This is a genomic window from Pseudomonas sp. FW305-70 (genome assembly GCF_058783925.1).
Window position 1 is genome coordinate 24,662 of record NZ_JBYSYZ010000023.1, and the last position, 26,526, is coordinate 51,187.

At 60.5% G+C, this 26,526-nt stretch carries 25 protein-coding genes; 10 read left to right on the plus strand and 15 right to left on the minus strand.

Going from position 1 to position 26,526, the window contains the following annotated elements; genetic code table 11:
* Positions 1-55 precede the first annotated feature (55 nt).
* From AC3WN7_RS17680 to AC3WN7_RS17715, 8 genes are all read right to left on the minus strand, one after another.
* On the minus strand, positions 56-1,003 hold the full coding sequence (locus AC3WN7_RS17680) for a hypothetical protein (RefSeq protein ID WP_102674702.1): 948 nt from the start codon (positions 1,001-1,003) through the stop codon (positions 56-58).
* A gap of 187 nt (positions 1,004-1,190) precedes the next feature.
* Positions 1,191-1,733: a DUF2058 domain-containing protein gene (locus AC3WN7_RS17685; RefSeq protein WP_015096441.1), complete on the minus strand. Its 543-nt coding sequence runs from the start codon at positions 1,731-1,733 to the stop codon at positions 1,191-1,193.
* Positions 1,734-1,761: 28 nt separating this feature from the next.
* The gene (gene mazG, locus AC3WN7_RS17690) at positions 1,762-2,595 is read right to left on the minus strand and encodes a nucleoside triphosphate pyrophosphohydrolase (protein ID WP_095963703.1); all 834 of its coding nucleotides are present in this window, start codon (positions 2,593-2,595) and stop codon (positions 1,762-1,764) included.
* Positions 2,596-2,721: 126 nt separating this feature from the next.
* Positions 2,722-4,965 (minus strand): GTP diphosphokinase, encoded by a 2,244-nt coding sequence (relA, locus tag AC3WN7_RS17695; RefSeq protein ID WP_015096442.1) that lies wholly within the window; start codon positions 4,963-4,965, stop codon positions 2,722-2,724.
* Between the two features lie 122 nt (positions 4,966-5,087).
* Positions 5,088-6,440 carry a 23S rRNA (uracil(1939)-C(5))-methyltransferase RlmD gene (rlmD, locus tag AC3WN7_RS17700; protein ID WP_102674703.1) on the minus strand — a complete coding sequence of 451 codons (1,353 nt, stop codon included), beginning with the start codon at positions 6,438-6,440 and terminating at the stop codon, positions 5,088-5,090.
* Positions 6,440-7,342: a cysteine synthase CysM gene (cysM, locus tag AC3WN7_RS17705; protein ID WP_015096444.1), complete on the minus strand. Its 903-nt coding sequence runs from the start codon at positions 7,340-7,342 to the stop codon at positions 6,440-6,442. Before cysM ends, rlmD begins: the two co-directional genes overlap by 1 nt.
* Before the next feature lie 225 nt (positions 7,343-7,567).
* Positions 7,568-8,989, minus strand: a complete 1,422-nt coding sequence (locus AC3WN7_RS17710; RefSeq protein WP_102674704.1) for a sensor histidine kinase — start codon at positions 8,987-8,989, stop codon at positions 7,568-7,570.
* Entirely contained in the window at positions 8,979-9,698 is a 720-nt protein-coding gene (locus AC3WN7_RS17715) for a response regulator transcription factor (RefSeq protein WP_095963700.1), read from the minus strand. Before AC3WN7_RS17715 ends, AC3WN7_RS17710 begins: the two co-directional genes overlap by 11 nt.
* Before the next feature lie 215 nt (positions 9,699-9,913).
* On the opposite strand from AC3WN7_RS17715, the gene AC3WN7_RS17720 reads away from it, so the two are divergent.
* The 4 genes from AC3WN7_RS17720 to AC3WN7_RS17735 all read left to right on the plus strand — a co-directional run bounded on the left by AC3WN7_RS17720 (position 9,914) and on the right by AC3WN7_RS17735 (position 14,721).
* Positions 9,914-12,667 carry a response regulator gene (locus AC3WN7_RS17720; RefSeq protein ID WP_102674705.1) on the plus strand — a complete coding sequence of 918 codons (2,754 nt, stop codon included), beginning with the start codon at positions 9,914-9,916 and terminating at the stop codon, positions 12,665-12,667.
* 145 nt (positions 12,668-12,812) lie between these two features.
* Positions 12,813-13,805, plus strand: a complete 993-nt coding sequence (locus tag AC3WN7_RS17725) for a 2-hydroxyacid dehydrogenase (RefSeq protein WP_102674706.1) — start codon at positions 12,813-12,815, stop codon at positions 13,803-13,805.
* A 77-nt stretch (positions 13,806-13,882) separates the two neighbouring features.
* Positions 13,883-14,317: a hypothetical protein gene (locus AC3WN7_RS17730; RefSeq protein WP_015096451.1), complete on the plus strand. Its 435-nt coding sequence runs from the start codon at positions 13,883-13,885 to the stop codon at positions 14,315-14,317.
* Positions 14,317-14,721, plus strand: a complete 405-nt coding sequence (locus tag AC3WN7_RS17735) for an META domain-containing protein (protein ID WP_095963697.1) — start codon at positions 14,317-14,319, stop codon at positions 14,719-14,721. The genes AC3WN7_RS17730 and AC3WN7_RS17735 overlap by 1 nt, the downstream gene beginning before the upstream one ends.
* A gap of 190 nt (positions 14,722-14,911) precedes the next feature.
* Here AC3WN7_RS17735 and AC3WN7_RS17740 read toward each other — a convergent pair whose 3' ends face one another.
* The gene (locus AC3WN7_RS17740) at positions 14,912-15,379 is read right to left on the minus strand and encodes a TlpA disulfide reductase family protein (protein ID WP_095963696.1); all 468 of its coding nucleotides are present in this window, start codon (positions 15,377-15,379) and stop codon (positions 14,912-14,914) included.
* A 114-nt stretch (positions 15,380-15,493) separates the two neighbouring features.
* Here AC3WN7_RS17740 and arsC point away from each other — a divergent pair, with 114 nt between their 5' ends.
* Genes arsC through AC3WN7_RS17755 form a run of 3 tightly spaced genes read left to right on the plus strand, consistent with a single transcriptional unit; the run spans position 15,494 to position 16,867 of the window.
* Entirely contained in the window at positions 15,494-15,847 is a 354-nt protein-coding gene (gene arsC, locus AC3WN7_RS17745) for an arsenate reductase (glutaredoxin) (protein ID WP_095963695.1), read from the plus strand.
* Positions 15,844-16,440 carry an NAD(P)H:quinone oxidoreductase gene (wrbA, locus tag AC3WN7_RS17750; RefSeq protein ID WP_095963694.1) on the plus strand — a complete coding sequence of 199 codons (597 nt, stop codon included), beginning with the start codon at positions 15,844-15,846 and terminating at the stop codon, positions 16,438-16,440. Before arsC ends, wrbA begins: the two co-directional genes overlap by 4 nt.
* A 1-nt stretch (position 16,441) precedes the next feature.
* The gene (locus tag AC3WN7_RS17755) at positions 16,442-16,867 is read left to right on the plus strand and encodes a DUF2069 domain-containing protein (RefSeq protein ID WP_095963693.1); all 426 of its coding nucleotides are present in this window, start codon (positions 16,442-16,444) and stop codon (positions 16,865-16,867) included.
* A 94-nt stretch (positions 16,868-16,961) separates the two neighbouring features.
* Here the strand turns inward: AC3WN7_RS17755 and AC3WN7_RS17760 are convergent, their stop codons facing one another.
* Positions 16,962-17,636, minus strand: a complete 675-nt coding sequence (locus AC3WN7_RS17760; protein ID WP_095963692.1) for a DNA-3-methyladenine glycosylase I — start codon at positions 17,634-17,636, stop codon at positions 16,962-16,964.
* Between the two features lie 129 nt (positions 17,637-17,765).
* Positions 17,766-18,590: a tRNA 2-thiocytidine(32) synthetase TtcA gene (ttcA, locus tag AC3WN7_RS17765; protein WP_095963691.1), complete on the minus strand. Its 825-nt coding sequence runs from the start codon at positions 18,588-18,590 to the stop codon at positions 17,766-17,768.
* 282 nt (positions 18,591-18,872) lie between these two features.
* On the opposite strand from ttcA, the gene AC3WN7_RS17770 reads away from it, so the two are divergent.
* Together AC3WN7_RS17770 and AC3WN7_RS17775 are read left to right on the plus strand one after the other, a co-directional pair.
* On the plus strand, positions 18,873-19,475 hold the full coding sequence (locus AC3WN7_RS17770; RefSeq protein ID WP_015096459.1) for a Yip1 family protein: 603 nt from the start codon (positions 18,873-18,875) through the stop codon (positions 19,473-19,475).
* A gap of 157 nt (positions 19,476-19,632) precedes the next feature.
* Positions 19,633-20,127, plus strand: coding sequence for a SprT family zinc-dependent metalloprotease (locus AC3WN7_RS17775; protein WP_007980095.1), 495 nt, complete (start codon positions 19,633-19,635; stop codon positions 20,125-20,127).
* Between the two features lie 120 nt (positions 20,128-20,247).
* Here AC3WN7_RS17775 and AC3WN7_RS17780 read toward each other — a convergent pair whose 3' ends face one another.
* Together AC3WN7_RS17780 and AC3WN7_RS17785 are read right to left on the minus strand one after the other, a co-directional pair.
* The gene (locus AC3WN7_RS17780) at positions 20,248-21,429 is read right to left on the minus strand and encodes a CaiB/BaiF CoA transferase family protein (RefSeq protein ID WP_095963690.1); all 1,182 of its coding nucleotides are present in this window, start codon (positions 21,427-21,429) and stop codon (positions 20,248-20,250) included.
* A gap of 144 nt (positions 21,430-21,573) precedes the next feature.
* On the minus strand, positions 21,574-22,908 hold the full coding sequence (locus AC3WN7_RS17785; RefSeq protein ID WP_095963689.1) for a dicarboxylate/amino acid:cation symporter: 1,335 nt from the start codon (positions 22,906-22,908) through the stop codon (positions 21,574-21,576).
* Positions 22,909-23,245: 337 nt separating this feature from the next.
* Here AC3WN7_RS17785 and AC3WN7_RS17790 point away from each other — a divergent pair, with 337 nt between their 5' ends.
* Positions 23,246-24,244 (plus strand): AraC family transcriptional regulator, encoded by a 999-nt coding sequence (locus AC3WN7_RS17790; RefSeq protein ID WP_095963688.1) that lies wholly within the window; start codon positions 23,246-23,248, stop codon positions 24,242-24,244.
* A 151-nt stretch (positions 24,245-24,395) separates the two neighbouring features.
* Here the strand turns inward: AC3WN7_RS17790 and AC3WN7_RS17795 are convergent, their stop codons facing one another.
* On the minus strand, positions 24,396-25,742 hold the full coding sequence (locus AC3WN7_RS17795) for an ATP-binding protein (protein WP_095963687.1): 1,347 nt from the start codon (positions 25,740-25,742) through the stop codon (positions 24,396-24,398).
* On the minus strand, positions 25,739-26,416 hold the full coding sequence (locus AC3WN7_RS17800) for a response regulator transcription factor (RefSeq protein ID WP_095963686.1): 678 nt from the start codon (positions 26,414-26,416) through the stop codon (positions 25,739-25,741). The genes AC3WN7_RS17795 and AC3WN7_RS17800 overlap by 4 nt, the downstream gene beginning before the upstream one ends.
* Positions 26,417-26,526 lie beyond the last annotated feature (110 nt).

Consider the following 26,526-nt stretch of genomic DNA (forward strand, 5'->3'; position numbering starts at 1 on the left):
ACAGACTCCACCACCGTGCCGCCTGCCCTTTTCTGCCGGGCAGGCTGCATCCACATCAGACAACCTCGATCAGTGTCAAATGCAGGTCATCTTCGATTGGCACCGAAGGGACACTTTCAACAATCCAGCCCGCTTGAAGCCTGACCACCTCGACCTCGCCATCGCCCATTCCGTCATTGCGGATCGAAAACTGCAGCGAAGACGGATGACGCTTGGCATAGTCGAAACTCATGCCGCAGGCGATCAGGAAATCGATTTTCGCCTCGGTCAGCTCAACCTGAACGTCGCGCTCACCTTCTTTGAGACTGTAGTAATCCAGGCACAAGTTGATTGCAAAAGGGCAGCCATTGACGAGGCTATTGATGAACTTCCCTTCATAACCCCCGAAATAACTGTGTTCAGCCCACACGCTGCCGAGCTTCTTCACCCTGATCTCGATTTCCTCGGAAATCTTGAATAGCCAAAAGTCTCCTAGCGAAGCCAGGTGCTTGCCAAAATCGATACCTGATACATGGCGCTTTGGCCACATCGACATCAAAGGAATATCGCCTTCATATTCTTTATTGGTGATCGCCAGCAAGTAATTAATAACATCGTAATAACTCGACTCACCTTCTCCAACCTTGATGAGTGTCGCACAGCTTCCCGCCAGCAATACAATCTTGCCATAGCGTTCCACTGGCAGTTCGGTCATCAATAAAGCTATGCACGCTGGCACTTTCTCCAGATAGGCAGAGTTCAGCTCATGGAGCTCATCTTCATTGCGGACCTCGCGCCAGGGAATGTTCCAGAAGAACTCAGGCAGGGTAAAGAAAACACAAGCGGTCTCGCCATGATCCTCGCGAGCAGCTTTTGCAGCGATCTTGATTTTTCGACGTACAAGCTCGGCACGAGCGACAAGTTCATCGTCCAGATAATCGTGAATGGATTGCCCAAGCGGTCGCGCCTGTGAAAGCTGCGACTTGAAAGTGGATTGGCGTAACGAAGCGATACTGACAAACATTTATTCCATCCTTGGATACTAAAGTTCATTCCATCTTCTTTCTCAAGACACAAACACCCTTATAAAAAGACATTATTTCCTGGCAAAAGAAAACCCGAAAGATCGTATCGATACAATCTTTCGGGCTCAATGTATAAATCATGCAAAGTACTAGCAAACATGTAAGCCCGCTAGAACATTGAAGCTGTTACCACATCAGGTCATCCGGGATCTTATAGGCCGCGTACGGATCGTCCTCGGCGATGACCTCTTCAGTCTGCACATTGAGCTGCACGATGCGCTGCGGATCGCGCTCTTGAATCTTCAGCGCCGCCTCGCGCGGAATCACTTCGTAGCCGCCAGCGTGATGCACGATGGCCAACGATCCGCTGCTGAGCTTGTTGCGCATCAGGGTGTTGACGCAGATGCGCTTGACCTTCTTGTCGTCGACGAAATTGTAGTAATCCTCGGTCGTCAGTTTCGGCAGGCGCGAGACTTCGATCAGTTGCTTGACCTGCGCGGCACGGGCCTTGGCCTCGGCTTTCTCCTGCTGCTGGCGGTTGAGCTCCTGATCGCGCTTGACCTTCTCGGCCATGGCTTCCTGCGCCGCGCGCTGCTGGGAGTCATCCAGCTCGATCTGGCCTTTGTGGGCCAGTCGCTGTTGTTTCTGCTTGTCTTTGCTGACCTGCTTGGCCTGCTTCTGGTTGACCAGCCCTGCTTTGAGCAACTGGTCGCGAAGGGAAATGCTCATGGTGCTTATTACTCACTTGGGCCACGGCTCAACCGCAGCTGGGCAAATTCTTTTCCTGACGTTTGGCTTCGCCCCACAAGGCGTCCAACTCTTCGAGGGTGCAATCTTCCATGGGACGACGGGTATCGCGCAATGCCTGTTCGATAAAACGAAAGCGTCTTTCAAACTTGCCGTTGGCACCACGCAGTGCAGTTTCCGGATCAACCTTGAGATGCCGCGCCAGATTGACCACGGAAAACAGCAGGTCGCCGATCTCGTCGGCCACGGCTTCGGGATCGTTTTCGGACATGGCTTCGAGCACTTCATCGAGCTCTTCACGCACTTTATCGAGCACCGGCAAGGCGTCCGGCCAGTCAAAGCCGACCTGCCCCGCGCGTTTCTGCAATTTTGCCGAACGCGACAGCGCCGGCAATGCAGCGGGGACGTCATCGAGCAACGACAACTGTTCGGGTGCCGAAGATTTCTCCGCGCGCTCTTCGGCCTTGATCTCTTCCCAGCGCTGCTTGACCTGCTCTTCGCTCAGGCGCGGAACATCCAGAGGCGCATACAGGTCACCGGTGGGGAACACGTGGGGATGACGGCGGATCAGTTTGCGGGTGATGCTGTCGACTACGCCGACGAATTCGAAGCGCCCTTCTTCGCGAGCCAACTGGCTGTAATACACCACCTGGAACAACAGATCGCCCAGCTCGCCCTGCAAGTGATCGAAGTCACCGCGTTCGATCGCGTCGGCGACTTCGTAGGCTTCCTCAAGGGTGTGCGGGACGATGGTGGCGTACGTTTGCTTGATGTCCCAAGGGCAACCGTACTGCGGGTCGCGCAGGCGGTTCATCAGGTGTAGCAAATCTTCAAGTGAATACATCGATCAATCTCTGCCCGCTCTTTGTAGGAGCGAGCTTGCTCGCGAAGAACCTGAGGACGGCGCGTTTAACCTGATTGCTCGCGTCATCGTTAACGTCCATCGCGAGCAAGCTCGCTCCTACATGTCTTATGGTGTCCGGTTACGCCGCGTTTCAATGATGTTCGGCAACTGGGAAATCCGCCCCAGCAACCGCCCCAACGCATCCAGCCCCGGAATCTCGATGGTCAGGGACATCAGCGCGGTGTTGTCCTCCTTGTTCGAGCGGGTGTTGACCGCCAGCACGTTGATCCGCTCGTTGAGCAGCACTTGCGACACATCACGCAGCAAACCGGAACGGTCGTAGGCGCGAATGACGATGTCCACCGGATAGGTGAGCACCGGCACCGGCCCCCAACTGACCTGGATGATCCGCTCCGGCTCGCGCCCGGCCAGCTGCAGCACCGAGGCGCAGTCCTGGCGGTGAATGCTCACGCCACGACCCTGGGTGATGTAACCGACGATTGCATCGCCCGGCAACGGTTGGCAGCAGCCGGCCATCTGGGTCATCAGGTTGCCGACGCCCTGGATCTGAATATCCCCGCGCTTGCCCGGTTTGTAGCCCGTGGCTTTGCGCGGAATCAATTCCAGCTGTTCGTTGCCGCGCTCCGGCTCGACCAGTTGCTGCGCCAGGTTGACCAGTTGCGCCAGACGCAAGTCGCCGGCACCGAGGGCGGCGAACAGGTCTTCGGCGGTTTTCATGTTGGCCTTGTCGGCCAGCTTGTCGAAATCCACCGCCGGCAGACCGAGGCGATTGAGCTCACGCTCAAGCAGGGTTTTACCAGCCGCGACGTTCTGATCACGAGCCTGCAGCTTGAACCAGTGAACGATCTTCGCCCGTGCCCGCGACGTGGTGACGTAACCCAGGTTCGGGTTCAGCCAGTCACGGCTCGGAGTGCCGTGCTTGCTGGTGATGATCTCGACCTGTTCACCGGTTTGCAGGCTGTAGTTGAGCGGCACGATGCGCCCGTTGATCTTGGCGCCACGGCAGTTGTGGCCGATTTCGGTATGTACGCGGTAAGCGAAGTCCAGCGGCGTCGCCCCTTTGGGCAAGTCGATGGCGTGGCCGTCCGGGGTGAAGATATAGACCCGGTCGGGCTCGATATCGACCCGCAGCTGTTCGGCCAGGCCACCGATGTCGCCCAGCTCTTCGTGCCACTCCAGCACCTGACGCAGCCAGGAGATTTTCTCCTCGTAGTGATTGGAACCGGACTTGACGTCGGTGCCCTTGTAGCGCCAGTGCGCGCACACGCCGAGCTCGGCTTCCTCATGCATCGCATGGGTGCGGATCTGCACTTCCAGCACCTTGCCCTCGGGCCCGATCACCGCCGTGTGCAGCGAGCGATAGCCATTTTCCTTGGGGTTGGCGATGTAGTCGTCGAACTCTTTCGGGATGTGCCGCCACAGGGTGTGGACGATGCCGAGCGCGGTGTAGCAGTCGCGCATTTCCGGCACCAGCACACGAACGGCACGCACGTCGTAGATCTGGCTGAACTCCAGGCCTTTGCGCTGCATTTTGCGCCAGATCGAATAGATGTGTTTGGCCCGACCGCTGATGTCGGCATCGACGCCGGTGGCCTGCAATTCGTTTTTCAGCTGGCTCATCACGTCGCTGATGAAGCGCTCGCGATCCAGTCGCCGCTCATGGAGCAACTTGGCGATCTGCTTGTACTGGTCCGGCTCCAGGTAACGGAAGGACAAGTCTTCCAGTTCCCACTTGATGTGGCCGATACCCAGGCGGTGGGCCAGTGGCGCATAAATGTCGAAGACTTCACGGGCCACGCGGTTGCGCTTTTCGTCATCGGCGGTTTTCACCGCACGGATGGCGCACGTGCGCTCGGCCAGCTTGATCAGGGCGACGCGAACGTCATCGACCATGGCCACCAGCATCTTGCGCAGGTTTTCCACCTGGCCCTGGGTGCCCAGCACCAGAGATTTGCGCGGGCTCAGGCTGTCGCTGATCGCGGCCATGCGCAGCACGCCATCGATGAGTTTGGCCACCACCGGACCGAAGCGCTGGCTGACCGCCGGCAACTTGATCTGGCCTTCGCGTACGCCTCGATACAGGATCGCGGCGACCAAAGAGTCCTGGTCGAGTTTGAGATCGGCGAGGATCTCGGCGATCTCAAGTCCGGTACGGAAAGTCGAGTTACCTTCCGACCACAGATTCTGTGCCGCATTGGCTTGTTGTTCGGCCTCGCGAGCGTACTCGCAGGCTTCCTTCAAGGCTTCGCGATCCAGTGCCAGATCGACACTCACCGCGTGATCGAGCCAAGCCTCGAGATTGATACTGCCGTCAGTGTTGATCGGCTGGTGTGCTCTCACCTGTACCATCTTGCTTACCTTCCCTACGACGCAGATTCAATGCGTCAAATCGCTGACCTTCGTTACCTGTGCGCCCACGTCGGGCTCGGTGCGCGGCTGCACGGGCGGGCCAGTCGGACCAGACGAGCGTCCTAGCTCGCTTCAAATAACGCCATGGCCTCGACATGTGCCGTTTGAGGAAACATATCGAGAATCCCGGCACGTTTTAACCGGTAGCCCTGCTTGATCAATTCGACCGTGTCGCGCGCCAGCGTTGCCGGGTTGCATGACACATACACCAACCGCTCGGCGCCCAGGGTCTTGAGCTTGCGCACAACCTCGAAAGCACCGTCACGCGGTGGGTCCAAGAGTACCGCACAAAAGCCTTCGGCGGCCCATTCGGCGTCCGTCAAAGGCTGGGATAAATCGGCCTGAAAAAACTTCGCGTTATGCAGATTGTTGCTAGCCGCATTCGCCGCTGCCCGATCGACCATCACCTGCACACCCTCCACTGCCACCACTTCGCGAGCAGCCTTGGCCAGCGGCAAGGCAAAGTTGCCCAGGCCGCAGAACAGATCGAGTACGCGCTCATCCGCCCTCGGCTTCAACCAGTCCAGCGCCTGGGCAACCATCGCTTCGTTGACGCCAGCGTTGACCTGGATGAAATCTCCCGGCCGATACGCCAGCTTCAGGTCCCACTGTTCAAGACGATAGCCCAGCGACTGGTCAGCCTCGACCGGTTGCGGCTCACCGTCGCCATGCAGCCACAACTGGGCCTCATGGAACGCGCAGAAATCCTTGAGGATGGTCATGTCACTTTCAGACAACGGTGCCATGTGCCGCAGCAAAACCGCCAGCGTCGAGCCGCTGAACAACTCCACGTGCCCCAGTGCCTGAGGTTTGCTCAAGCGCCGCAGCATTTCCGGCAAGCGGGTCATGATCGGTTGCAAGGGCTGTACCAGCACCGGGCAATCATCGATGCCGATGATGTCCTGGCTGCCGGCGGCACGGAAACCGACTTCGAGTTTTTTCGCCTTCATGTCCCAGCGTACCGCCACGCGGGCGCGACGCCGGTAGGCGAACTCCGCACCGCTCAAAGGTGGCGCCCACTCTTCGGGTTCGACGCCCGCGACCTTCGACAACTGCTCGGCGAGCATGCGCTGTTTCAGGGCAAGTTGCTCGTTATGAGGCAGATGCTGCACGCTGCAACCGCCGCAACGGCCGGCATGGGCGCACGGTGCCGGGCGGCGCGATTCGCTGGCCTTGAACACCCGTTCGGTGCGCGCCTCGACCACTTTGCCGTGGGCGCCGAGCACACGCGCTTCAATCTCCTCACCGGCCAATGCGCCGATGACGAACCAGGTGCGGCCTTCGAAAAACGCGATGCCGCGACCGTCATTGGCCAGGCGCTCGATAGTCAGGCGCTGCTTTTTGCCGGTCGGGATTTGCGGGGCCTTGCTGCCACCGGTGGGCTGGAAGCGCAGGCCTCTTTCATGCTTGGCCATCAGTTGGGCGCGTCGAAAATGCCGGTCGACAGGTAACGGTCGCCACGGTCGCAGATGATCGCGACGATCACCGCGTTTTCAACTTCTTTGGACAGGCGCAGCATTGCCGCCACGGCACCGCCCGATGACACGCCACAGAAAATGCCTTCTTCGCGGGCCAGCCGACGGGTCACGTCTTCGGCTTCGCTTTGGGCCATGTCGACGATCCGGTCCACGCGGTCAGCCTGGTAGATCTTCGGCAGGTATTCCTGGGGCCAGCGGCGGATGCCCGGGATCGCCGAGCCTTCCATCGGTTGCAGGCCGATGATCTGCACGTTGTCGTTCTGCTCTTTCAAGTAGCGCGACACGCCCATGATGGTCCCGGTGGTGCCCATGGAACTGACGAAATGGGTGATGGTGCCCTCGGTCTGACGCCAGATTTCCGGGCCGGTGGTGGTGTAGTGCGCTTCGGGATTGTCACCGTTGGCGAACTGATCCAGTACCTTGCCGCGACCTTCGGCTTCCATCTTCTGCGCGAGGTCACGGGCGCCTTCCATGCCCTGTTCCTGGCTGACCAGGATCAGCTCGGCGCCATAGGCGGTCATGGCCGCCTTGCGTTCGGCGCTGGAGTTGTCCGGCATGATCAGAATCATCTTGTAACCCTTGATCGCCGCGGCCATGGCCAGGGCGATCCCGGTGTTGCCCGAGGTCGCTTCGATCAGCGTATCGCCGGCGTGGATCTGCCCGCGCAGTTCGGCGCGGGTGATCATCGACAGCGCCGGACGGTCCTTGACCGAACCCGCCGGGTTGTTCCCTTCGAGCTTGAGCAAAAGGGTATTGCTGGTGGCGCCGGGCAGGCGCTGCAAACGGACCAGCGGAGTGTTGCCGACGCAATCGGCGATGGTTGGGTACTGCAAGGTCATGGCGTATTCGCAATCCAGACTGCGGGGGCGCCTATCATACCGGCAAACCTCGGAAGGCCATATCACGCAAAGTGTGGTGCTTATGGTTTATGGGAATAAGCGGCAAGCTTCGAGCTGCAAGCGGTAAGTGGCGGTGCCACTCGGAGCATGAAAAACAGGGGTTGCAGTGGTGGGAGTGAGGACCTCTTCGCGGTGCAAGCCCGCTCCCACAGGGGGCTGGGGTGACTACAGGTTTCGCGGTTCAAACACAGTCAGTGTGGGAGCGGGCTTGCCCGCGAAGGCGTCGTCACTGGCGCTACTGACATCCGCCAACAGCCGCATATTCAAACGCAAACCGATCCCGGTGTTCTGCGCCCAAAGCTGTCCGCCCTGACGCTGCACCGCATTCCTGGCAATGCTCAACCCCAATCCAAACCCGCCATCCCCCGGCCGCGAACCGTCGAGGCGTGTGAAGGGCAGGAAGATCCGCTCCAGATCAGCTTCTGCCACACCGCCGCCCTGATCCTCCAGCCACAGATGCCAGTATTGACCCTCGCACTGTCCGCCAAGGAGGACCACACCGCCCTCGGGCGAATGCCGAATCGCATTGCGCAGCATATTTTCCAGCGCTTGAGCCAGGGTGTTGAGATGACCGCGCACCCAGCAGGATGCATCCACCGTGCATTGCAGCCGAGTATCAGGCCATCCGCTTTCATAGCAGGCATTCTCCGTGAGCATCTCCCACAGCGCCTGGATCTGGATCGCTTCGTCGGGCAGGCGGGTGCGTTCGGTGTCCAGCCAGGCCAGCTGCAGCGTGTCTTCCACCAGGCGCTGCATGCCATCGACCTCCCGGCCGATACGTTCGCGCAATAGCTCCAGCCCCTGCTCGCTTTCACTGGCCACCCGCAAGCGGCTCAGGGGCGTGCGCAATTCGTGGGACAGGTCGCGCAGCAGTTGCTGCTGCAAGGCCACGGTACTTTGCAGGCGTTCAGACATGTGATCGAACGCCCTGCCCAGCTCACCCAGTTCATCCGAACGATTGGTGGTCCGGCTCGAGAGCCGTACGCTCAGTTGATCGGCACGCCAGGCATTGGCCTGCTCACGCAAGTGGTTGAGTGGCACCACCAGCAAACGGTAGAGCCCGACGCACAGCAGCAAAGTGAACAGCCCCGGAATCACGCCGTTGGTGATCACCCGCCAGAACACCCGGTATTGTCCAGGCAGAAAGCGTTCGGGCAACTCGATCACCAGGCTGCCGGCGGACGAGTCACCGGGAAACGGTATGCGCATCCACGGCCGGCCTTTCTTGTGGATGGGCCAATCGAGGCCGCGTAAAAAAGTCAGGCGTTCGACTTCCTTGTCCGTCAGCGACTGATTGCTCAAGGACTGCAAATCACCGTCGATGACACCGACCCAGCCTTTTTCCCGCTGATGCATGCTCTGCAGCCAGTCATCGACACCGGCGCTCTGGCGCTGCTGCCATGCCTGCTCGGCTTCGGCAGCGTAGCGCGTCAGGGTGCCGCGGGCCTCATCGGAGAGGAACTGGTTGCGCTGTTCCATGTAACGGCCCCAGGACCAACTCAACCAGATCATCAGCAGACAGAACGCGACCAATAGACAGGCCAGTTTCCAGAACAGCGAATGCCTGCCCGGCAAGTTACATTTCATCGGCGGCGCTCAGGATGTAACCCTTGCCCCAGACGGTGCGCACTTCACATTCGGTGTAGCCAATGGCCTTTAGCTTGCGGCGGATCTGGCTGATGTGCATGTCCAGGCTGCGGTCATGGGCCGCGTAACCGCGCTGCAGCACCTGCTGATAAAGGAAGGCTTTGCTCAAGACTTCGTCGGCGTTGCGGTGCAGTGTCTCCAGCAATCGGTACTCGCTGCGGGTCAGCCCGCCCGCCTGCTCGCCATAAAACACCTCGAAGCTTTCATCGTCGAAACGCAGGCTGTCCATCGAAGGGGCTGGCACTGCGGGGACCGGGCGGCGGTCGAGGGCCACCCGCCGCAGAATGGCTTCGATGCGCACCCGCAACTCCACCATGCTGAAGGGCTTTGGCAGGTAATCGTCGGCCCCCAGGCGAAAGCCGCTGATGCGGTCGGCCTCGGCACCGAGGGCTGACATCAGCAACACCGGGGTGGTATGGCTCTGGCGCAATTGGGTCAGCACCGCCAGACCGTCCAAGCCCGGCAGAAGAATATCCATCAGCACCACGTCGAAAGGTTGCCGCCGGGCCATGTCCAGGCCTTCCTGGCCGTTCTGGCACCAGGTCACCTGGAAGCCGCTGCGGTCCAGATGCTCATGAACGTAGGCGCCGAGCACAAGGTCGTCTTCGATGGACAGGATTCGGGGGAGACCGGCAGTGATGGGAGTCATGACTATCTGCAAACAATTCTCAGTTGAATGATTATTCAAGATTGCCTCGCCAGGGGCAACCCACCGCTTGGCTGTATCGCCAATGACCTGCGCGGGCCGACGAACGGCAGCCGCATTTTTACGAAGATTGCCCGCGAGCAAATCGCTACACTGCGCAAGTGCTGCACGACGGATATATGTGCAGGTCTATGAACAGCGGGATGCAGGAGAGAGGCGTGCTCAAGAAACTGGGAATCAAAGGCCGCGTGCTGTTGCTGACCCTGTTGCCAACCAGCCTGATGGCGTTGGTGCTGGGGGGGTATTTTACCTGGATGCAACAGGCTGACCTGCAAACCCAACTCATGCAGCGCGGCGAAATGATCGCCGAGCAGTTGGCTCCCCTGGCGGCGCCAGCCATGGGCCATCAGGACAACGAACTGCTCGAACGCATCGCCACCCAGGCCCTGGAACAAACTGACGTACGGGCCGTGACCTTCCTGTCTCCCGACCGCACGCTGCTGGCCCACGCCGGCCCGACCATGCTCAACCAGACGCCTTCCGGCAGCGGCATGCAGATGCTGCGCCGCAGTGGCAACGATGCGACCCGCTATCTTCTGCCGGTGTTCGGCAAACACCGCAACCTGGCCGGAGACGTGATTCCCGAGGAAGCCGACCGCCTGCTGGGCTGGGTCGAACTGGAGCTGTCCCATAACAGTATGCTGTTGCGCGGTTACCGCAGCCTGTTCGCCAGCCTGATGCTGATCGCAGCCGGACTGATCGGTGCGGCACTGCTGGCCCTGCGCATGGGTCGTACGATCAACCGGCCACTGAGCCAGATCAAGCAGGCCGTAGCCCAACTCAAGGACGGCCATCTGGAAACCCGCTTGCCGCCCCTCGGCAGCCAGGAGCTGGACGAACTGGCCTCCGGCATCAATCGCATGGCTGGCACCCTGCAAAACGCCCAGGAAGAATTGCAGCACAGCATCGACCAGGCCACCGAAGACGTGCGCCAGAACCTGGAAACCATCGAGATCCAGAACATCGAACTGGACCTGGCGCGCAAGGAAGCCCTGGAAGCGAGCCGGATCAAGTCCGAATTCCTGGCCAACATGAGTCATGAAATCCGCACGCCGCTCAACGGCATTCTCGGTTTCACCCACCTGTTGCAAAAAAGCGAGCTCACCCCACGCCAGCTCGACTACCTGGGAACCATCGAAAAATCCGCCGACAGCCTGCTGGGCATCATCAACGAGATTCTCGACTTCTCGAAAATCGAGGCCGGCAAGCTGGTGCTCGACCATATTCCGTTCAATCTGCGCGACCTGCTGCAAGACACCCTGACCATCCTCGCCCCCGCCGCCCACGCCAAGCAGCTGGAACTGGTGAGCCTGGTGTACCGGGACACGCCGCTGTCCCTGGTCGGCGACCCGCTGCGGCTCAAGCAGATCCTGACGAACCTGGTGAGCAACGCCATCAAGTTCACCCGCGAAGGCACCATCGTCGCCCGCGCCATGCTCGAAGAAGAGCACGAAGACAGCGTGCAACTGCGCATCAGCATCCAGGACACCGGCATCGGTCTGTCCAACCAGGACGTGCGCGCCCTGTTCCAGGCCTTCAGCCAGGCCGACAACTCGCTGTCGCGGCAACCTGGCGGCACGGGCCTGGGCCTGGTGATTTCCAAACGCCTGATCGAACAGATGGGCGGCGAGATCGGCGTCGACAGCACCCCCGGGGAAGGCTCGGAATTCTGGATCAGCCTGAGCCTGCCGAAAGCCCGCGACGATGCCGAAGACCTGCCCGCCGCGCCCTTGCTCGGGCGTCGGGTGGCGGTCCTGGAAAACCACGAACTGGCCCGGCAGGCGTTGCAGCATCAACTGGAAGACTGTGGCCTGAGCACCACGCCGTTCAATACCCTGGAAAACCTGACCAATGGCGTCACCGCCGCCCACCAGACCGATCAGGCGATCGACCTCGCCGTGCTCGGTATCACCAGCAACGACATGCCGCCGGAACGCCTCAACCAGCACATCTGGGACCTCGAACACCTTGGCTGCAAAGTGCTGGTGCTGTGCCCGACCACGGAGCAGACGCTGTTCCACCTTTCCGTGCCCAACCCCCACAGCCAGCTCCAGGCGAAACCGGCCTGTACCCGCAAACTGCGACGCTCCCTGTCTGACCTGGTCAGCCCGCGCCCGATGCGCAGCGAGCCGGGCGAACCGGTGTCCAGCCGTGCACCGAAGGTGCTGTGCGTCGATGACAATCCGGCCAACCTGATGCTGGTGCAGACCCTGCTCGAAGACATGGGCGCCAAGGTGCTTGCGGTGGAAAGCGGTTATGCCGCCGTCAAGGCGGTACAGAACGAGACATTCGATCTGGTATTGATGGACGTGCAGATGCCCGGCATGGACGGTCGCCAGAGCACCGAGGCGATTCGCCAGTGGGAAAGCGAACGGCATTGCACGCCGTTGCCGATCGTGGCCCTCACCGCCCACGCCATGGCCAACGAAAAACGCGCACTGTTGCAAAGTGGCATGGACGACTACCTGACCAAACCGATCAGCGAACGACAACTGGCCCAGGTGGTACTGAAGTGGAGTGGCCTGGCATTGCGCAATCACAGCCCGGAGCGCTCCGGCGACGGGCACGGCGGTGCCCATGACCTGTTGGTGCTCGACCACGAGGAAGGATTGCGCCTGGCCGCGGGCAAGGCTGATCTGGCCGCAGACATGCTGGCGATGCTGCTCGCGTCTCTGGAGGCTGACCGCGAAGCCATCCGCTTGGCTCAGCAGAGCAATGACCACAACGCCCTGATCGAACGGGTCCATCGGCTGCATGGCGCGACGCGTTATTGCGGCGTACCGCAATTGCGTGCGGCCTGCCAACGCAGCGAAACCCTGCTCAAGCAACAGGACCCGAAAGCCAGCGTGGCACTCGATGAACTCGACCGGGCGATCAATCGCCTGGCAGCTCACGCACGAATGAACGCTTGATGCAGCGCAATCGTGGGAATCAAGTATCAGCGTAAGCTCTGTGGGAGCTGGCTTGCCAGCGATGGCGGCCTCAAGGGCAACGTAGCGTTTGATCCCCTCATCGCCGGCAAGCCAGCGCCTACAGGAACGAGGCAAAGAGGAAATCATGCGTACGATTCTTTTCAGCAGCCAGAACTACGACATCGACAGCTTTCTCGCGGTCGGGCAACCGGCCGGCATCGAGCTGCAATTTCAGCCTGCGCGCCTGAGCCTCGACACGGTAGCGCTCGCCCAAGGGTATGAAGCGGTCTGCGCGTTCATCAATGATGACCTCGGTGCGGCAGTGCTCGAGCGCCTGGCCGCTGGAGGCACGCGCCTGATCGCCCTGCGCTCGGCGGGTTACAACCACGTCGACTTGCCAACGGCAAAACGTCTGGGACTGGCCATCGTGCGCGTCCCGGCCTATTCGCCTCACGCCGTGGCCGAACACGCAGTGGCGCTGATCCTCGCACTCAACCGCCGCTTGCCCCGCGCCTGCAACCGCACCCGCGATGGGGATTTCAGACTGCAAGGGCTGACCGGTTTCGACCTGGTGGGCAAGACGGTCGGCGTGGTCGGCACCGGGCAGATCGGCGCCACATTCGCCAGGATCATGAACGGTTTTGGCTGCCGGTTACTGGCCTATGACCCCTACCCCAACCCGCAGGTCGAAGCCTTGGGCGCGCGCTACCTGAGCCTGCAGCAACTGCTGGCCGAATCGCAGATCATCAGCCTGCACTGCCCGCTCAACGAGCAGAGCAAGCACTTGATCAACCGCGAATCACTGGCGCACATGCAACCGGGCGCGATGCTGATCAATACCGGACGAGGCGGCCTGGTGGACACCCCGGCGCTGATCGACGCGTTGAAAGACGGTCGCCTCGGCTATCTGGGGCTGGATGTGTATGAGGAGGAGGCGCAACTGTTCTTCGAGGACCGTTCCGACCTGCCGTTGCAAGACGATGTGCTGGCCAGGCTGCTGACCTTTCGTAACGTGATCGTCACCGCGCACCAGGCCTTTCTGACCCACGAAGCGCTGGACGCGATTGCCACCACCACATTGCGCAACATCGCCGCCTGGGTGGCGGGCACGCCGGAAAACCTGGTCACGGGCGACTGAAACGGATCGAAGGTCATCGGCCTGCGCGATGCGGCATGCAAGCCCGTGCTAGCATATCGCGCATATTTGGAGGACCCATGGTCGAACACGATTTCCGCTACAGCCTGATGAACCCGCAACACACCCTCACCGAATGCCGCGCCCTGGTGCCGGGGCGTTATCAGGTCACCGGCAACGGTGGCTCGATTCGCAACAACGACGTGCTGGTCGTGACCCTCAAGGGCGCCAAGGACTTGTCCATGCGCCTGACCGTCGAAACGGTTCGCCACCTGATCAATCCGCCCGGCCAATGGGTCGCGGTGGCCAGCGGTCCGGTGTTCGGCGAACTGGCGATCCATACCTGGCAAGTGAACTGCGACAGCTGCGCCAAAGCGCTGAGCTTCGAGTTCGCCGTCGACGCCAAGCTGGGCAACAAGGCGGAAAAACCTGCCGCCACCGCAAGAATTGCCGAGCTGGGCTGGACTACCGTCGGCGAGAAACACCTGTGCCCGAAATGCCAGGAGCCCGCGTGATGAAACGCCTCGCTCTGAGCGCGATGGCCGGTGCCAGCCTGCTGGGCTGCGCCGCCGAGCCGGTGCAGCTTGAACACAATCGCAGCTACATCCTGGAGTGGATCGGCGAGCGGCCGCTGATGGACTACAGCCACCTGACCATCACGCTCGGTGAAGATGGCCGGGCCTACGGCAATGGCGGCTGCAACCACTGGTTCGCGCCGTACACCCTGGAGGGCGACAAACTGACCTTCGGCAAAATCGGCAGCACCCGCAAACTGTGCGCGCCGGCGCTGATGGAGCAGGAAAAACGCTTCCTGCAGGCCCTGGAAAACGTCCAGCGCTGGGACGTCTCCCCGATCGAGCAGATCCGCTTCTGGCCAGCCGAAGGCAAGCCGCTGCGTTGGTGGCTTGAGGAAGGTTGATCGCCTCCTCTTCTGCATCCTGATGAATGACTGTGGCGAGGGAGCTTGCTCCCGCTGGGCTGCAAAGCAGCCCTAAACCCAGTCACCTCATTTTGTCAGTCTCACTGTGCAGAACAGTTTTGCGACTACTTCGTAGTCGAGCGGGAGCAAGCTCCCTCGCCACAAAAGCCCGCTCACCGCAGTGAAGACATCAGTTTTTAGCCTGCAACGCCTCAAGCTTCGCCATCACCCCCGCCGCCGTCTGTTCACCCATCAACTGCTCACGCACCTTGCCCTTGTCATCGATGATGTACGTCACCGGCAATGCCTCGCTGCGCGGCAATTCGAACAATTCGGCAGGGTCCTGGGCCAACACCGTGAACTTGATCCCCAGTTTCTCGCTCGCGTCCTTCAGTTCCTGACCCTGGACGTTGTCGAAGTTAACCCCGAACACACCGATTTTCTTGTCCTTGAGTTGCTCGGCCAGGGTGTTCAATTCCGGGATTTCAGTACGGCAGGGCCCGCACCATTCTGCCCAGTAGTTGAGCACCAGCCATTTGCCGTCCAGCCGATCGGCGGCGATCTTCTGACCATTCTGGTCGATGCCATAGTCATTCCCGCAGCCCCCCAGCATCAACGCTCCGATGATCGCCAATGCTGCTGCCAGTCGCCTTGTCATGTCGTGTTCCTTGTCAAAAATTGAATGCGCCTGCGACCCATCGCCTCTCACGGTTCTGGATTGCGCGCTGCACAGTTAGAATAGCCGCCACCTTACGCTAGATGCGAACCGCTCATGACCGATCTGACGCTTTATCACAACCCGCGCTGCTCGAAATCCCGCGGTGCGCTCGAACTGCTAGAAGCCCGTGGCCTGACCCCGACCGTGGTGCGTTACCTGGACACTCCGCTGGACACCTCGCAAATCCAGCGCCTGCTGGGCAAGCTGGGGATCAGCGCGCGGCAACTGCTGCGCACCGGCGAGGACGAGTACAAGACTCTCAATCTGGCCGACAGCAGCCTGAGCGAAGCGCAATTGATTAGCGCCATCGCCGCCCACCCGAAACTGATGGAGCGACCGATTCTCGAAGTCGGTGACAAGGCCGTCATCGGTCGCCCACCGGAGCAGATCCTGGAACTGTTGCCATGAGTGCACCGTACATTCTGGTTCTGTACTACAGCCGCAGCGGCTCGACCAACGAAATGGCCCGGCAGATCGCCCGTGGCGTCGAACAGGCCGGGCTTGAGGCCCGCCTGCGCACGGTGCCGGCGATTTCCACCGAGTGCGAAGCCGTTGCGCCGCAGATTCCCGACGAAGGCGCGCTGTATGCCAGCCTCGACGACCTGAAGAACTGCGCCGGCCTGGCACTCGGCAGCCCGACCCGCTTCGGCAATATGGCCGCACCGCTCAAGTACTTCCTCGACGGCACCAGCAACCTGTGGCTGACCGGCGCTCTGGTGGGTAAACCGGCCGGCGTATTCACCTCCACCGCGAGCCTGCACGGCGGCCAGGAGACGACCCTGCTGTCGATGATGTTGCCGTTGTTGCACCACGGCATGCTGATCACCGGCCTGCCTTACAGCGAATCGGCACTGCTGGAAACCCAGGGCGGCGGCACACCCTACGGCGCCAGCCACCACGCCGGTGCCGACGGCAAAAGCGGCCTGGATAGCCATGAAGTGGCGCTGTGCCGCGCGCTGGGCATGCGCCTGGCCAAGACTGCACAGAAACTGGAGAACTGAAATGGCCAGGAAGCCGAAGATACTCCCTGCCATTGACTGGCTCGAGCCTCGGGTGCGGGCGATGCGTGTCATCAGCCTGCTGTGCTTTTTGGGGCTGGTGGGACTGCTGTGCGTCTACTACCTGCTGATCGCCGACCTGCATGGCGCCCGGCCATGGGTGATTCTGCTGATCGAACTGGTGCCACTGCTGATACTGGCGCCGGGCATGATCATCGGCAGTCCTCGCGGGCATTCATGGATGTGCTTTGTGGTGAACCTGTATTTCATCAAGGGTGCTTTGGCCGCTTATGACCCGAACCGGCAAATCTTCGGTTTGCTGGAGATGGGCGCAAGCCTGGCGGTGTTTTGCTCGGCACTGCTGTATGTGCGCTGGCGTTATCAGTTGAACCGCAAGCTGGCGGGCGAAGGCGGGCCCTCCGCCGCCTGATCTGATGCCTTCGCGAGCAAGCCCACAGGGGAATTTGTGAACGACACAGATCCCATGTGGGAGCGGGCTTGCTCGCGAAGGGGGCGACTCGGTCTTAATGATTCACTGTGTAAGCCAGCATCATCGAAATCTGACTCATCGGCCGCCCGCCACTTTCCGCATGCCACTGGTTGAACACGTCCTGCACCAACGCCAGGTCGCGCAGGCTGCTCGGCACCTTGTCGATGATGTCCTGTGCATTCAAAGCCGCGACCACGTCGTAGCTCGGCACAAAGGTGTCCTTGCCGATCATCCGCAGGAAGCGCGGGGCTGACAGGCCACCCAACTGATGTCCGCGTTTTTTCAGGAAGGTCCAGAGCCCGACGATATCGGTCACCGGCCAGTCGGCGATCAGTTCGCCGAAGCTGCCCTTTTCATGGGCCACGTCCAGTATGAACTGCGCATTGCGCGGCACACTCTTGAGCTTGCCCAGGTGACGGATGATCCGTGTGTCCTGCATCAGCCGCTCAAGGTGCTCGGCGCTCATCAGCACGACTTTTTCCGGGTCGAACCTGAAGAACACCTCTTCGAAGGCTGGCCACTTGGCGTCCACCAGGCTGTGCTTGAGCCCGGCGCGAAATACCCGTAGCGCCATCATCGAGAGGTAGCGATCGTCGCTGATCTTGCGCAGTTGCGCGGGAGTCTTGGGAACGGGCAGATGGGCTTCCAGTTCAGCCGCCGAACCGAAGCGGTTCAGGCAGTATTCATTGAGCCACTTGTAATCGCGCATGCCCTCTCCTGAGGATTGAAACGAAAAACAAATGTGGGAGCGGGCTGGCTCGCGAAGGCGGTGCATCATTCAACATTGACGTCGACTGACACTACGCCTTCGCGAGCAAGCCCGCTCCCACAGCTTTAATCAGAGGTTGACCACGTTGACGAAGCGCGATGCGGCGCTTTCGTCGATCTTGAGGCTGGTGAAGTCAAACAGATTGCGGTCCGCCAGTTGCGACGGGATCACGTTCTGCAGACTGCGGAAAATGCTCTCGGTACGGCCCGGGGTCTTGCGTTCCCAGTCCTGCAGCATGTCCTTGACCACCTGACGCTGCAGGTTTTCCTGGGAACCACAGAGGTTGCACGGAATGATCGGGAATTGCTTGAAGTCCGAGTAGGCCTGGATGTCTTTTTCGTTGCAGTAGGCCAGCGGGCGGATCACCACGTTACGACCATCGTCGGCGCGCAGCTTCGGCGGCATGGCCTTGAGCGAACCGTTGAAGAACATGTTCAGGAAGAACGTTTCGACGATGTCGTCGCGGTGGTGACCCAGGGCCATCTTGGTCGCACCAATTTCATCGGCGAAGGTGTAGAGCGTGCCGCGACGCAGGCGCGAGCACAGCGAGCACGTGGTCTTGCCTTCCGGAATCAGCTCCTTGACCACCGAATAGGTGTCTTTCTCGACGATGTGGTACTCGATCCCCAGTTCTTTCAGGTAGGCCGGCAGCACGTGCTCCGGGAAGCCCGGCTGCTTCTGGTCCATGTTCACGGCCACGATCTCGAACTTGATCGGCGCGACCTTCTGCAAGTGCATCAGCACATCGAGCATGGTGTAGCTGTCCTTGCCACCGGACAGGCAGACCATGACCTTGTCGCCGTCTTCAATCATGTTGAAATCGGCAACCGCCTCACCGGCCTGTCGGCGAAGGCGCTTTTGCAGTTTGTTCTGGTTGACCGTGAGAGTGCCCATGACGCGAAATCCGTGAGGTGTGACGAAAGGCGGGCATTTTACGCAAATTCTTTGCACTTGTGGCGAGGGGGCAACATCTCTAGCTCACTACAGACCCTGCAGCGATTAACAACCGGGTTTACAGCGCAATTTGCTCTAAAGCCCCTACACCCTCTGGGGAAACTCCTCCCTATACTGCGACATAAGGTCGCTTACATATTTCAGACCTGTGACTTGCTTGGCCGCATTGGCCCGTAGGCGCTCCACTGGGGGGCGACGGTAAAGACAAGAGGAGTGACTGGCATGATCCATCACGTAGTGGGGCTCTTCACCCACCCTGACCAAGAATGGAAAGAAATCCGTGGCGACCAGGAGGAAAGCATCAGCCACATGTACCTGACCCATACGCTGATCCTGGCGGCCATCCCCGCCGTGTCTGCCTTCATAGGCACCACACAGGTCGGCTGGGTCATCGGCAATCGGCCTCCCGTGATGTTGACCGTAGAAAGCGCGATATGGATGACGGTCATGTCGTACCTGGCGATGCTCGGGGGTGTAGCGGTAATGGGCGCATTCATTCACTGGATGGCCCGTACCTATGACGCCAACCCAAGCCTGGCCCGCTGCATTGCATTTGCAACCTACACCGCGACCCCCTTGTTCATCGGCGGCCTCGCGGCCTTGTACCCGCACTTGTGGCTGGGGATGATCGTCGGCACCGCAGCCATCTGCTACACGGTGTACTTGCTGTATGTGGGCTTACCGACGTTCATGAACATTCCATCTGACGAGGGCTTCCTGTTTTCAAGTTCAGTGCTCGCCGTAGGCCTGGTGGTGCTGGTCGCCATCATGGCGTTCACTGTGATTGTCTGGGGACTCGGCGTAGGGCCGGTCTACACCAATTAGCCGCCCATCACCGAAAGTCAGAAATGCCGATCAAGGCCGCCGCGAGGCGGCCTTTTCATTCTTCAGCAAGGAGAAAGTCCACGACCATTCGGCAACCTGGTGATTCGCACGGCCCGAGGGTTGCGGCATACTCGAGCGCTCTGGAGATCCATCAAGCATGCCCGAGCAACTCAATTCCCGCGTCGAAGACTGTTTCCAACTAGCCGAATCCTTTTTCAAACGACCTTTCAAGCGCCCCGTGGTGAGCCTCAAGCTGCGTGGGCAAAAAGCCGGTGTCGCGCATTTGCACGAGAATCTGCTGCGCTTCAACCCGCAGCTGTACCGGGAGAATACCGAGGATTTCCTCAAGCAGACCGTGGCCCATGAAGTCGCGCACCTGATCGCCCACCAACTGTTCGGCGACCGCATCCAGCCCCATGGCGAAGAGTGGCAATTGATCATGCGTGGCGTATACGAACTGCCACCCAACCGCTGCCACACCTATGACGTCAAACGCCGCAGCGTGACCCGTTACATCTACAAATGCCCGTGCGCCGACAGCGACTTCCCGTTCTCGGCCCAGCGCCACAGCCTGGTGCGGCAAGGACGGCGGTATCTGTGCCGGCGGTGTCGCAACACCTTGGTGTTCAGTGGGGAGATGCGGGTCGAGTAGCGAGATTTGCGGTGGCTGTACTGGCCTCTTCGCGAGCAAGCCCGCTCCCACACTCGATCTAAGCCATACCGGAGGTCCCCTGTGGGAGCGGGCTTGCCCGCGAAGAGGCCAGTACAAACACTAAAGAATCACTTTGCTACTCCGCAGCTCTTCAATTCGCTCAACGCTAAACCCCAACTCCCCCAACACCTGATCGGTATGCTGCCCCAGCGCCGCGCCGATATGCTTCGGCTCAGGCAACCCTTGCGAAAATTTCAACGGGCACGCCATCTGCGCCTGGGTTGAGCCATCGCCCCGCGGCACATCGGTCACCAACTCCCGCGCCTGCAACTGCGGATGACACAGCGCCTCTCCCAGGCTCAACACCGGTTCGACGCACGCATCCAGTTCCGCGAACAGCGCACGCAACTCGGCAAAATCATGCTTTTCGAATTCGACCTTCAGCGCGTCTTTCAGCTTTTTCTGATGCGCCGGTTGCGGTGACAGGCCCAGCTCAGCCAGTTCCTCCAGCCCCAACGCCGTGCACAACTGCTTCATGAACACCGGCTCCAGACTGCCCACCGACAGCCAGCGCCCATCCCGGGTGCGGTAATAATCGTAAAAGCTGCCACCATTGAGCACCTGGTTTTCCGGCCCCGGCTCGACACCACAAGCCAGGTATCCGGCACCCGCCAACGCATTCAGGCTGAACGCGCAGTCGGTCATGCTGACATCCAGGTGCTGGCCCTGACCGGTTTGCTGCCGGGCGATGACCGCCGCCAGCAAGCCAATCACCCCGTGCAGCGAACCACCGGCGACATCCGCCACCTGCATGCCCAACGGCAGTGGCCCACTGTCGGTTCGGCCGGTGTAACTCGCCAGCCCGGACAAGGCCAGATAGTTGATATCGTGGCCGGCGCGGTCCTTGTAGGGGCCGGTCTGGCCGTAGCCGGTGATCGACACATAAATCAGTTTTGGGTTGATCGCCTTCAGGGCCTCATACCCCAGCCCCAGTCGCTCCATGACACCGGGGCGGAATTGCTCCAGCACGATGTCGTAGTCCTGCAACAGCTGCTTGATGACATCCAGCGCCTCAGGCTGTTTGAGATCCAAGGCCAGGCTGCGCTTGTTGCGGTTGAGGTAGGCATGACTGGCCGACACCCCTTGATCGTGGGGCGGCAACACCCGCAGCAGATCCATGCGGGTCGGTGATTCGATGCGCAGCACTTCGGCGCCCATGTCCGCCAGTAGCAACGAGGCGAACGGCCCCGGCAGCAGTGTCGAGAAATCCAGAACCTTGAGTGATGCCAATGGACCAAGCATGAACGTTCTCCTCTAACGATGCCTCCAGCCTAGGCAGCCGATCACTTTGCAGCAATCACCTTATGCGCCACGTGCAGTGACCGTTACGCTCAAACGCCAGACATGAAAAAACCCGCCGAAGCGGGTTTTTCATCAGGACAAGGCTTACCTGGCGCTAGCCGGGGCTACCTCTTCGACGTGGCCCAAAACATCGTCTTTAGGCTCGTCGGCAATGCCGCGCCCGCCCGAAGCCAGTTCGGCTTGCAGCACGTCAGTGTCCAGTTCCTTGACCCACTTGGCCACAACGATGGTCGCCACGGCGTTACCGATCAGGTTGGTCAGGGCACGTGCTTCGGACATGAAACGGTCGATACCGAGGATCAGCGCCAGGCCGGCAACCGGCAGGTGGCCGACGGCGGACAGCGTTGCAGCCAGTACGATGAAACCGCTACCGGTCACACCCGCAGCGCCTTTGGAAGACAGCAGCAACACCACCAGCAGGGTGATCTGGTGCGTGATGTCCATGGGCGTATCGGTTGCCTGGGCAATGAACACCGCGGCCATGGTCAGGTAGATCGCAGTACCGTCGAGGTTGAACGAGTAACCGGTCGGGATCACCAGGCCTACTACGGATTTTTGCGCGCCCAGACGCTCCATCTTGATCAGCATGCGTGGCAGCACCGATTCCGAAGAAGAAGTACCGAGCACGATCAGCAGCTCCTCACGGATGTAACGGATCATTTTCAACACGCTGAAACCGTGCATGCGGGCGATGGAGCCCAGCACGATCAGGATGAACAGCAGGCAAGTGATGTAGAAGCACGCCATCAGTTGACCCAGTTGCACCAGCGAACCAACACCGTAGGCACCGATAGTGAACGCCATGGCACCAAAGGCACCGATGGGCGCGAGCTTCATGATCATGTTGATGATGTTGAACATCACGTGGGCGAAGCGATCGATGAAGTCCAGCAGCGGCTTGCCGTAGGCACCCAGGCGATGCAGGGCGAAACCGAAGATCACCGAGAACATCAGCACTTGCAGGATGTCGCCGGTGGCGAAGGCGCCGACGATGGTGCTAGGGATCACGTTCAGCAGGAAGCCGACGACGCTTTGGTCGGCACCGGCCGCCACATAAGCGGCAACCTTGGAGGCATCGAGGGTGGCGACGTCGATATGCATGCCATTACCTGGCTGCACGATGTTGACCACGACCAGACCGACCAGCAAGGCAATGGTCGACACGATTTCGAAGTACAGCAGCGCATAACCACCGGTCTTGCCGACGGACTTCATGTTCTGCATGCCGGCGATGCCGCTGACAACGGTACAGAAGATGATCGGGGCGATGATCATTTTGATCAGCTTGATGAACCCGTCGCCCAGTGGCTTAACGGCCACACCGAGCTGTGGATAGTAGTGACCGAGGGCGATACCGATGACAATTGCAACGATCACCTGGAAATACAGGGATTTGTACAGTGGCTGACGAGTCGTCATTGCAAAGTTCCTCAAGGGTGCCCGGTGACAACATCCATCTGTTGCCCGCAACACCGCAATTGCGAACCCTCCTGCACTGGAGGGATTTGTTTTTTCGAGCTGCGCAACGGCAGGCCTCTGGACGTTGTATCGCAAGGCCCGTGCCACCTTCCGTAAAATCCCTGCATGCCTTTTGATATCAGGGTCGCAGCAAACTCCCTGTCACCGAACGGTTAGATGCATGTGGCGGATTTCCGCCCTTCCACTAAAAGTCGTCCTGCAATTTGGCGGATATCCGCCCTGTTCATGCCCGCAGTGCGCAGCTACCATCCGTCGTTCAACGGTCAGGCCTGCTGCCATGCGCGAACGCACCATCGCCAGTCATTTCGCCCTCGCCGCCCTCGGTGGTGCGCGTCGGCACGGCTACGATTACTCGGGCCTGCTACAACAACTGGGGATCAGCCCCGAGTTGCTTGATGAACCCCGGGCGCGCATCGCTCCAGAGCAATTCACCCAACTGATTCAGGCCTTATGGCTGGCACTGGACGACGAGTACCTGGGGTTCGGGCAAGCCCCGAGCAGACCGGGCAGTTTCGCGATGATGTGCCATGCCGTGATCCACTGCCGCAGCCTGGATAAGGCACTCAATCGCGGCTTATTGTTTTACAGCCTATTCCCCGGGGCTCCACGCTTGACCCTGACTCACGAGGACGAATGGGTCCGCCTGAGCCTGGACGACTCGCAGTTTTGGGACCCGGACCACTTTCTGACCGAAGCTCTGCTGGTGATCTGGCACCGTTTCGGCAGCTGGCTGATCGGCCAGCGCATTCGCCTGGAGCAGGCCAGGTTCAGCTACTCCCGACCGGAACACGGCGCCGAGTACGACCTGCTGTTTTCCTGCCCGCTTGAGTTTTCCAGCCCCCAGAGCAGCCTGTTGTTTCACAGCCGCTACCTGGCCATGCCGCTGTTGCAGGATGAGCGCACCCTCAAGCATTTCCTCGAGCGCTCCCCCGCCGACCTGCTCTCGCGCCCGGATGATGGCGACAGTTTGAGCAGCCGCTTGCGGCGCTTGCTCAGTCGCGACAGTTCACGCTGGCCCGACCTGGAAGCCGTGGCCGCGCACTTGCACATCAGCCCGCAAACCTTGCGCCGGCATTTGCGGGAAGAGGGTTCGAGCTTTCAGGAACTGAAGGACCAGTTGCGCCGGGACATCGCGATTTACCACCTGAGCCGCGCTGACCTGTCGTTGCAACAGATCGCCGAGCAACTGGGGTTTTCCGAACCGTCGGCGTTTCACCGGGCGTTCAAGAAGTGGACCGGGCTGACACCGGGGGCTTATCGGGCGCAGGAACACTGAATTTCAAGGCCGATTTTTTTGCTGTCTTCACTGGCCTCTTCGCGAGCAAGCCCGCTCCCACATTTGGCCCTGTTCCGGCAGAGGGAACGCGGTCGAAGGTGGGAGCGGGCTTGCTCGCGAAGAGGCCAGTAGAAGCACTATCAGACTCCGGTCAAACCACCGGAAAGTGAATCCGGAACGCCGCCCCGCCCATCGGTGAATCCCCCAGGGTCAGCTGGGCGCTGTAGCTCTCGATGATGTCCTTGACCACTGCCAGACCGATGCCCTGCCCCGGATGCTGACGATCCAGCCGCTCGCCGCGCTCGAGAATCCGTGCGCGCTGATCCAGCGGTACGCCGGGGCCGTCGTCCTCGACACACAACTCGGTGCCGCTGAGGGTTTCACGCACGCTGATGCGTATTTCGCCGAGGCACAGGCGATAGGCGTTTTCCAGCAAGTTACCCATCATTTCCAATAAAGCACCCTGCTCGATCGGTACATGGCACGGGTCGGGCAGGTCGAACGCAACGTGCACGCGCTTGTCGCGATAGACCTTGTCCAGCGTGTCGCACAGACTTTTCAGCACCGGGTGCAAGTGCACCTGATGACGTACCAGACCGCTCTTGCGCAGACTGGCGCGCTGCAACTGGTAACTGATCTGCTGGCTCATGCGCTCGATCTGGGTTTGCAGCACCCAGGCCTGATCGCGATCCTCGGGACGCTGGGCCATGTCTTCACTGACGCCCTGCAACACCGCCAGGGGCGTTTTCAGGCTATGGGCCAAGTCGTCGAGGGAATCACGGTAGCGACTGCGCTGCTCACGTTCACTGTGCAGCAAGCGGTTGAGGGAACCGGTCAGGCGCAGCAATTCCCTGGGATGTTCCTCGCTGAGGCTTTCGCGGGTGCCACCTTCGATCTGGTCCAGCTCCTGGCTCAAGCGCCGCAATGCCTGCAAACCCCAAGTCAGGCCGATCCACAACAACGCCAACAGCACCAGCAGAGCCGCACCAAAACCCAGATAGAGGTTTTCCCGCAGGCCCTCGAGGGTTAGTTCGTACTCGCGAACCGGCTGCAACGCCACGATGCTGAAGGCTGCACTTTTGCCGCCAAGCAACTTGACCTCGACGTCATAGACGAAGAACTCCTGGCCGTTGGCTTCGCGGATGCGCGCAAACTCGTTACCACGTCCGTCATAGCGTGGCTTGTAATTGATGCGCTCTTCCCGGGTCGCCTTTGAGCGCCAGACCAGACGCCCTTCACGGTCATAGATATAGCCAAGCAGTCGGCTATCGGTGAGGTTGAAGCGTTCGTCGGGCAATTGCGCCGGCATCTGCAGGCTGTTGTTCTCCACCCGGGCGGCGGAGATCAACGTAGTCACGTCCGATGCCAGACGCTGCTCGATGGAGTCCTGCAACGCCAGGCTGAAGGCACCCTGCATCGCCGGCAGCAACGCCAGCATGAACAACACCGCCAACAGCGTGGCGGCGAGCATCAAGCGAATGCGCAGCGAACGGATCAAGTGCAACGCTCATTGAACAGGTAACCCAGGCCGCGCACGGTATCGATCGGCTTGAATCCGCCCGGTCCCTCCAGTTTTCGGCGCAGACGGCCGACCAGCACCTCGATCACATTCGGATCACGCTCGTCGTCATCCGGGTAGAGCTGTTCCATCAAGCGGTCCTTGGGCACCACTTGCTGATGGTGGCGCATCAGGTATTCGAGAATGCGGTACTCATACGCGGTCAGTGCCAGCGGCTGCTCGTCGAGGGACGCCTGCTTGCGGTTGAGATCCAGCAGCAAGGGACCGGCGACTATGGTCGACTGGGTGAAACCGCTGGAGCGGCGCAGCAAGGCATTCAGGCGAGCTTCCAGCTCTTCGAACTGAAACGGCTTGACCACGTAATCGTCGGCGCCGGCGGCCAGGCCTTCAACCTTGTCCTGCCAGTTGCCACGCGCGGTGAGGATCAGGATCGGGAAGACCTTGCCACTTGAACGCAACTGGCGGATCAGGTCGAGCCCGCTCATACCCGGCAGACCGAGGTCGATCACCGCCAGGTCAAAGTTGAATTGCGCGGTCTGGTACAGCGCCTCCTCGGCGTTGGCCACGGACTCGACCACATGGCCGCTCTCCGTCAGGCGGGTTTGCAGGTGATGACGCAGCAACGCTTCATCTTCGACAACCAGCAGTTTCATAACGCTCTCCCGGGCAAATCAACATCTCCAGAGGCACAACGTCGCACCTCAATGGCTAACAGGGCAACGCCGGATCAGTCACTCGGGCTGATCCGGCGCAGGCCGTTCAC

Excerpts from the sequence above, each read along its gene's own strand:
- AC3WN7_RS17685 (WP_015096441.1), bottom strand. The coding sequence starts at position 1,733 with ATGAGCATTTCCCTTCGCGACCAGTTGCTCAAAGCAGGGCTGGTCAAC.
- wrbA (WP_095963694.1), top strand. The coding sequence starts at position 15,844 with ATGAGTGCACCGTACATTCTGGTTCTGTACTACAGCCGCAGCGGCTCG.
- mazG (WP_095963703.1), bottom strand. The coding sequence starts at position 2,595 with ATGTATTCACTTGAAGATTTGCTACACCTGATGAACCGCCTGCGCGAC.
- rlmD (WP_102674703.1), bottom strand. The coding sequence starts at position 6,440 with ATGGCCAAGCATGAAAGAGGCCTGCGCTTCCAGCCCACCGGTGGCAGC.
- AC3WN7_RS17735 (WP_095963697.1), top strand. The coding sequence starts at position 14,317 with ATGAAACGCCTCGCTCTGAGCGCGATGGCCGGTGCCAGCCTGCTGGGC.
- AC3WN7_RS17790 (WP_095963688.1), top strand. The coding sequence starts at position 23,246 with ATGCGCGAACGCACCATCGCCAGTCATTTCGCCCTCGCCGCCCTCGGT.
- relA (WP_015096442.1), bottom strand. The coding sequence starts at position 4,965 with ATGGTACAGGTGAGAGCACACCAGCCGATCAACACTGACGGCAGTATC.
- ttcA (WP_095963691.1), bottom strand. The coding sequence starts at position 18,590 with ATGGGCACTCTCACGGTCAACCAGAACAAACTGCAAAAGCGCCTTCGC.
- AC3WN7_RS17710 (WP_102674704.1), bottom strand. The coding sequence starts at position 8,989 with ATGAAATGTAACTTGCCGGGCAGGCATTCGCTGTTCTGGAAACTGGCC.
- AC3WN7_RS17680 (WP_102674702.1), bottom strand. The coding sequence starts at position 1,003 with ATGTTTGTCAGTATCGCTTCGTTACGCCAATCCACTTTCAAGTCGCAG.
- AC3WN7_RS17760 (WP_095963692.1), bottom strand. The coding sequence starts at position 17,636 with ATGCGCGATTACAAGTGGCTCAATGAATACTGCCTGAACCGCTTCGGT.
- AC3WN7_RS17800 (WP_095963686.1), bottom strand. The coding sequence starts at position 26,416 with ATGAAACTGCTGGTTGTCGAAGATGAAGCGTTGCTGCGTCATCACCTG.
- AC3WN7_RS17740 (WP_095963696.1), bottom strand. The coding sequence starts at position 15,379 with ATGACAAGGCGACTGGCAGCAGCATTGGCGATCATCGGAGCGTTGATG.
- cysM (WP_015096444.1), bottom strand. The coding sequence starts at position 7,342 with ATGACCTTGCAGTACCCAACCATCGCCGATTGCGTCGGCAACACTCCG.
- AC3WN7_RS17780 (WP_095963690.1), bottom strand. The coding sequence starts at position 21,429 with ATGCTTGGTCCATTGGCATCACTCAAGGTTCTGGATTTCTCGACACTG.
- AC3WN7_RS17715 (WP_095963700.1), bottom strand. The coding sequence starts at position 9,698 with ATGACTCCCATCACTGCCGGTCTCCCCCGAATCCTGTCCATCGAAGAC.
- AC3WN7_RS17725 (WP_102674706.1), top strand. The coding sequence starts at position 12,813 with ATGCGTACGATTCTTTTCAGCAGCCAGAACTACGACATCGACAGCTTT.
- AC3WN7_RS17785 (WP_095963689.1), bottom strand. The coding sequence starts at position 22,908 with ATGACGACTCGTCAGCCACTGTACAAATCCCTGTATTTCCAGGTGATC.
- AC3WN7_RS17730 (WP_015096451.1), top strand. The coding sequence starts at position 13,883 with ATGGTCGAACACGATTTCCGCTACAGCCTGATGAACCCGCAACACACC.
- AC3WN7_RS17770 (WP_015096459.1), top strand. The coding sequence starts at position 18,873 with ATGATCCATCACGTAGTGGGGCTCTTCACCCACCCTGACCAAGAATGG.
- AC3WN7_RS17775 (WP_007980095.1), top strand. The coding sequence starts at position 19,633 with ATGCCCGAGCAACTCAATTCCCGCGTCGAAGACTGTTTCCAACTAGCC.
- AC3WN7_RS17755 (WP_095963693.1), top strand. The coding sequence starts at position 16,442 with ATGGCCAGGAAGCCGAAGATACTCCCTGCCATTGACTGGCTCGAGCCT.
- arsC (WP_095963695.1), top strand. The coding sequence starts at position 15,494 with ATGACCGATCTGACGCTTTATCACAACCCGCGCTGCTCGAAATCCCGC.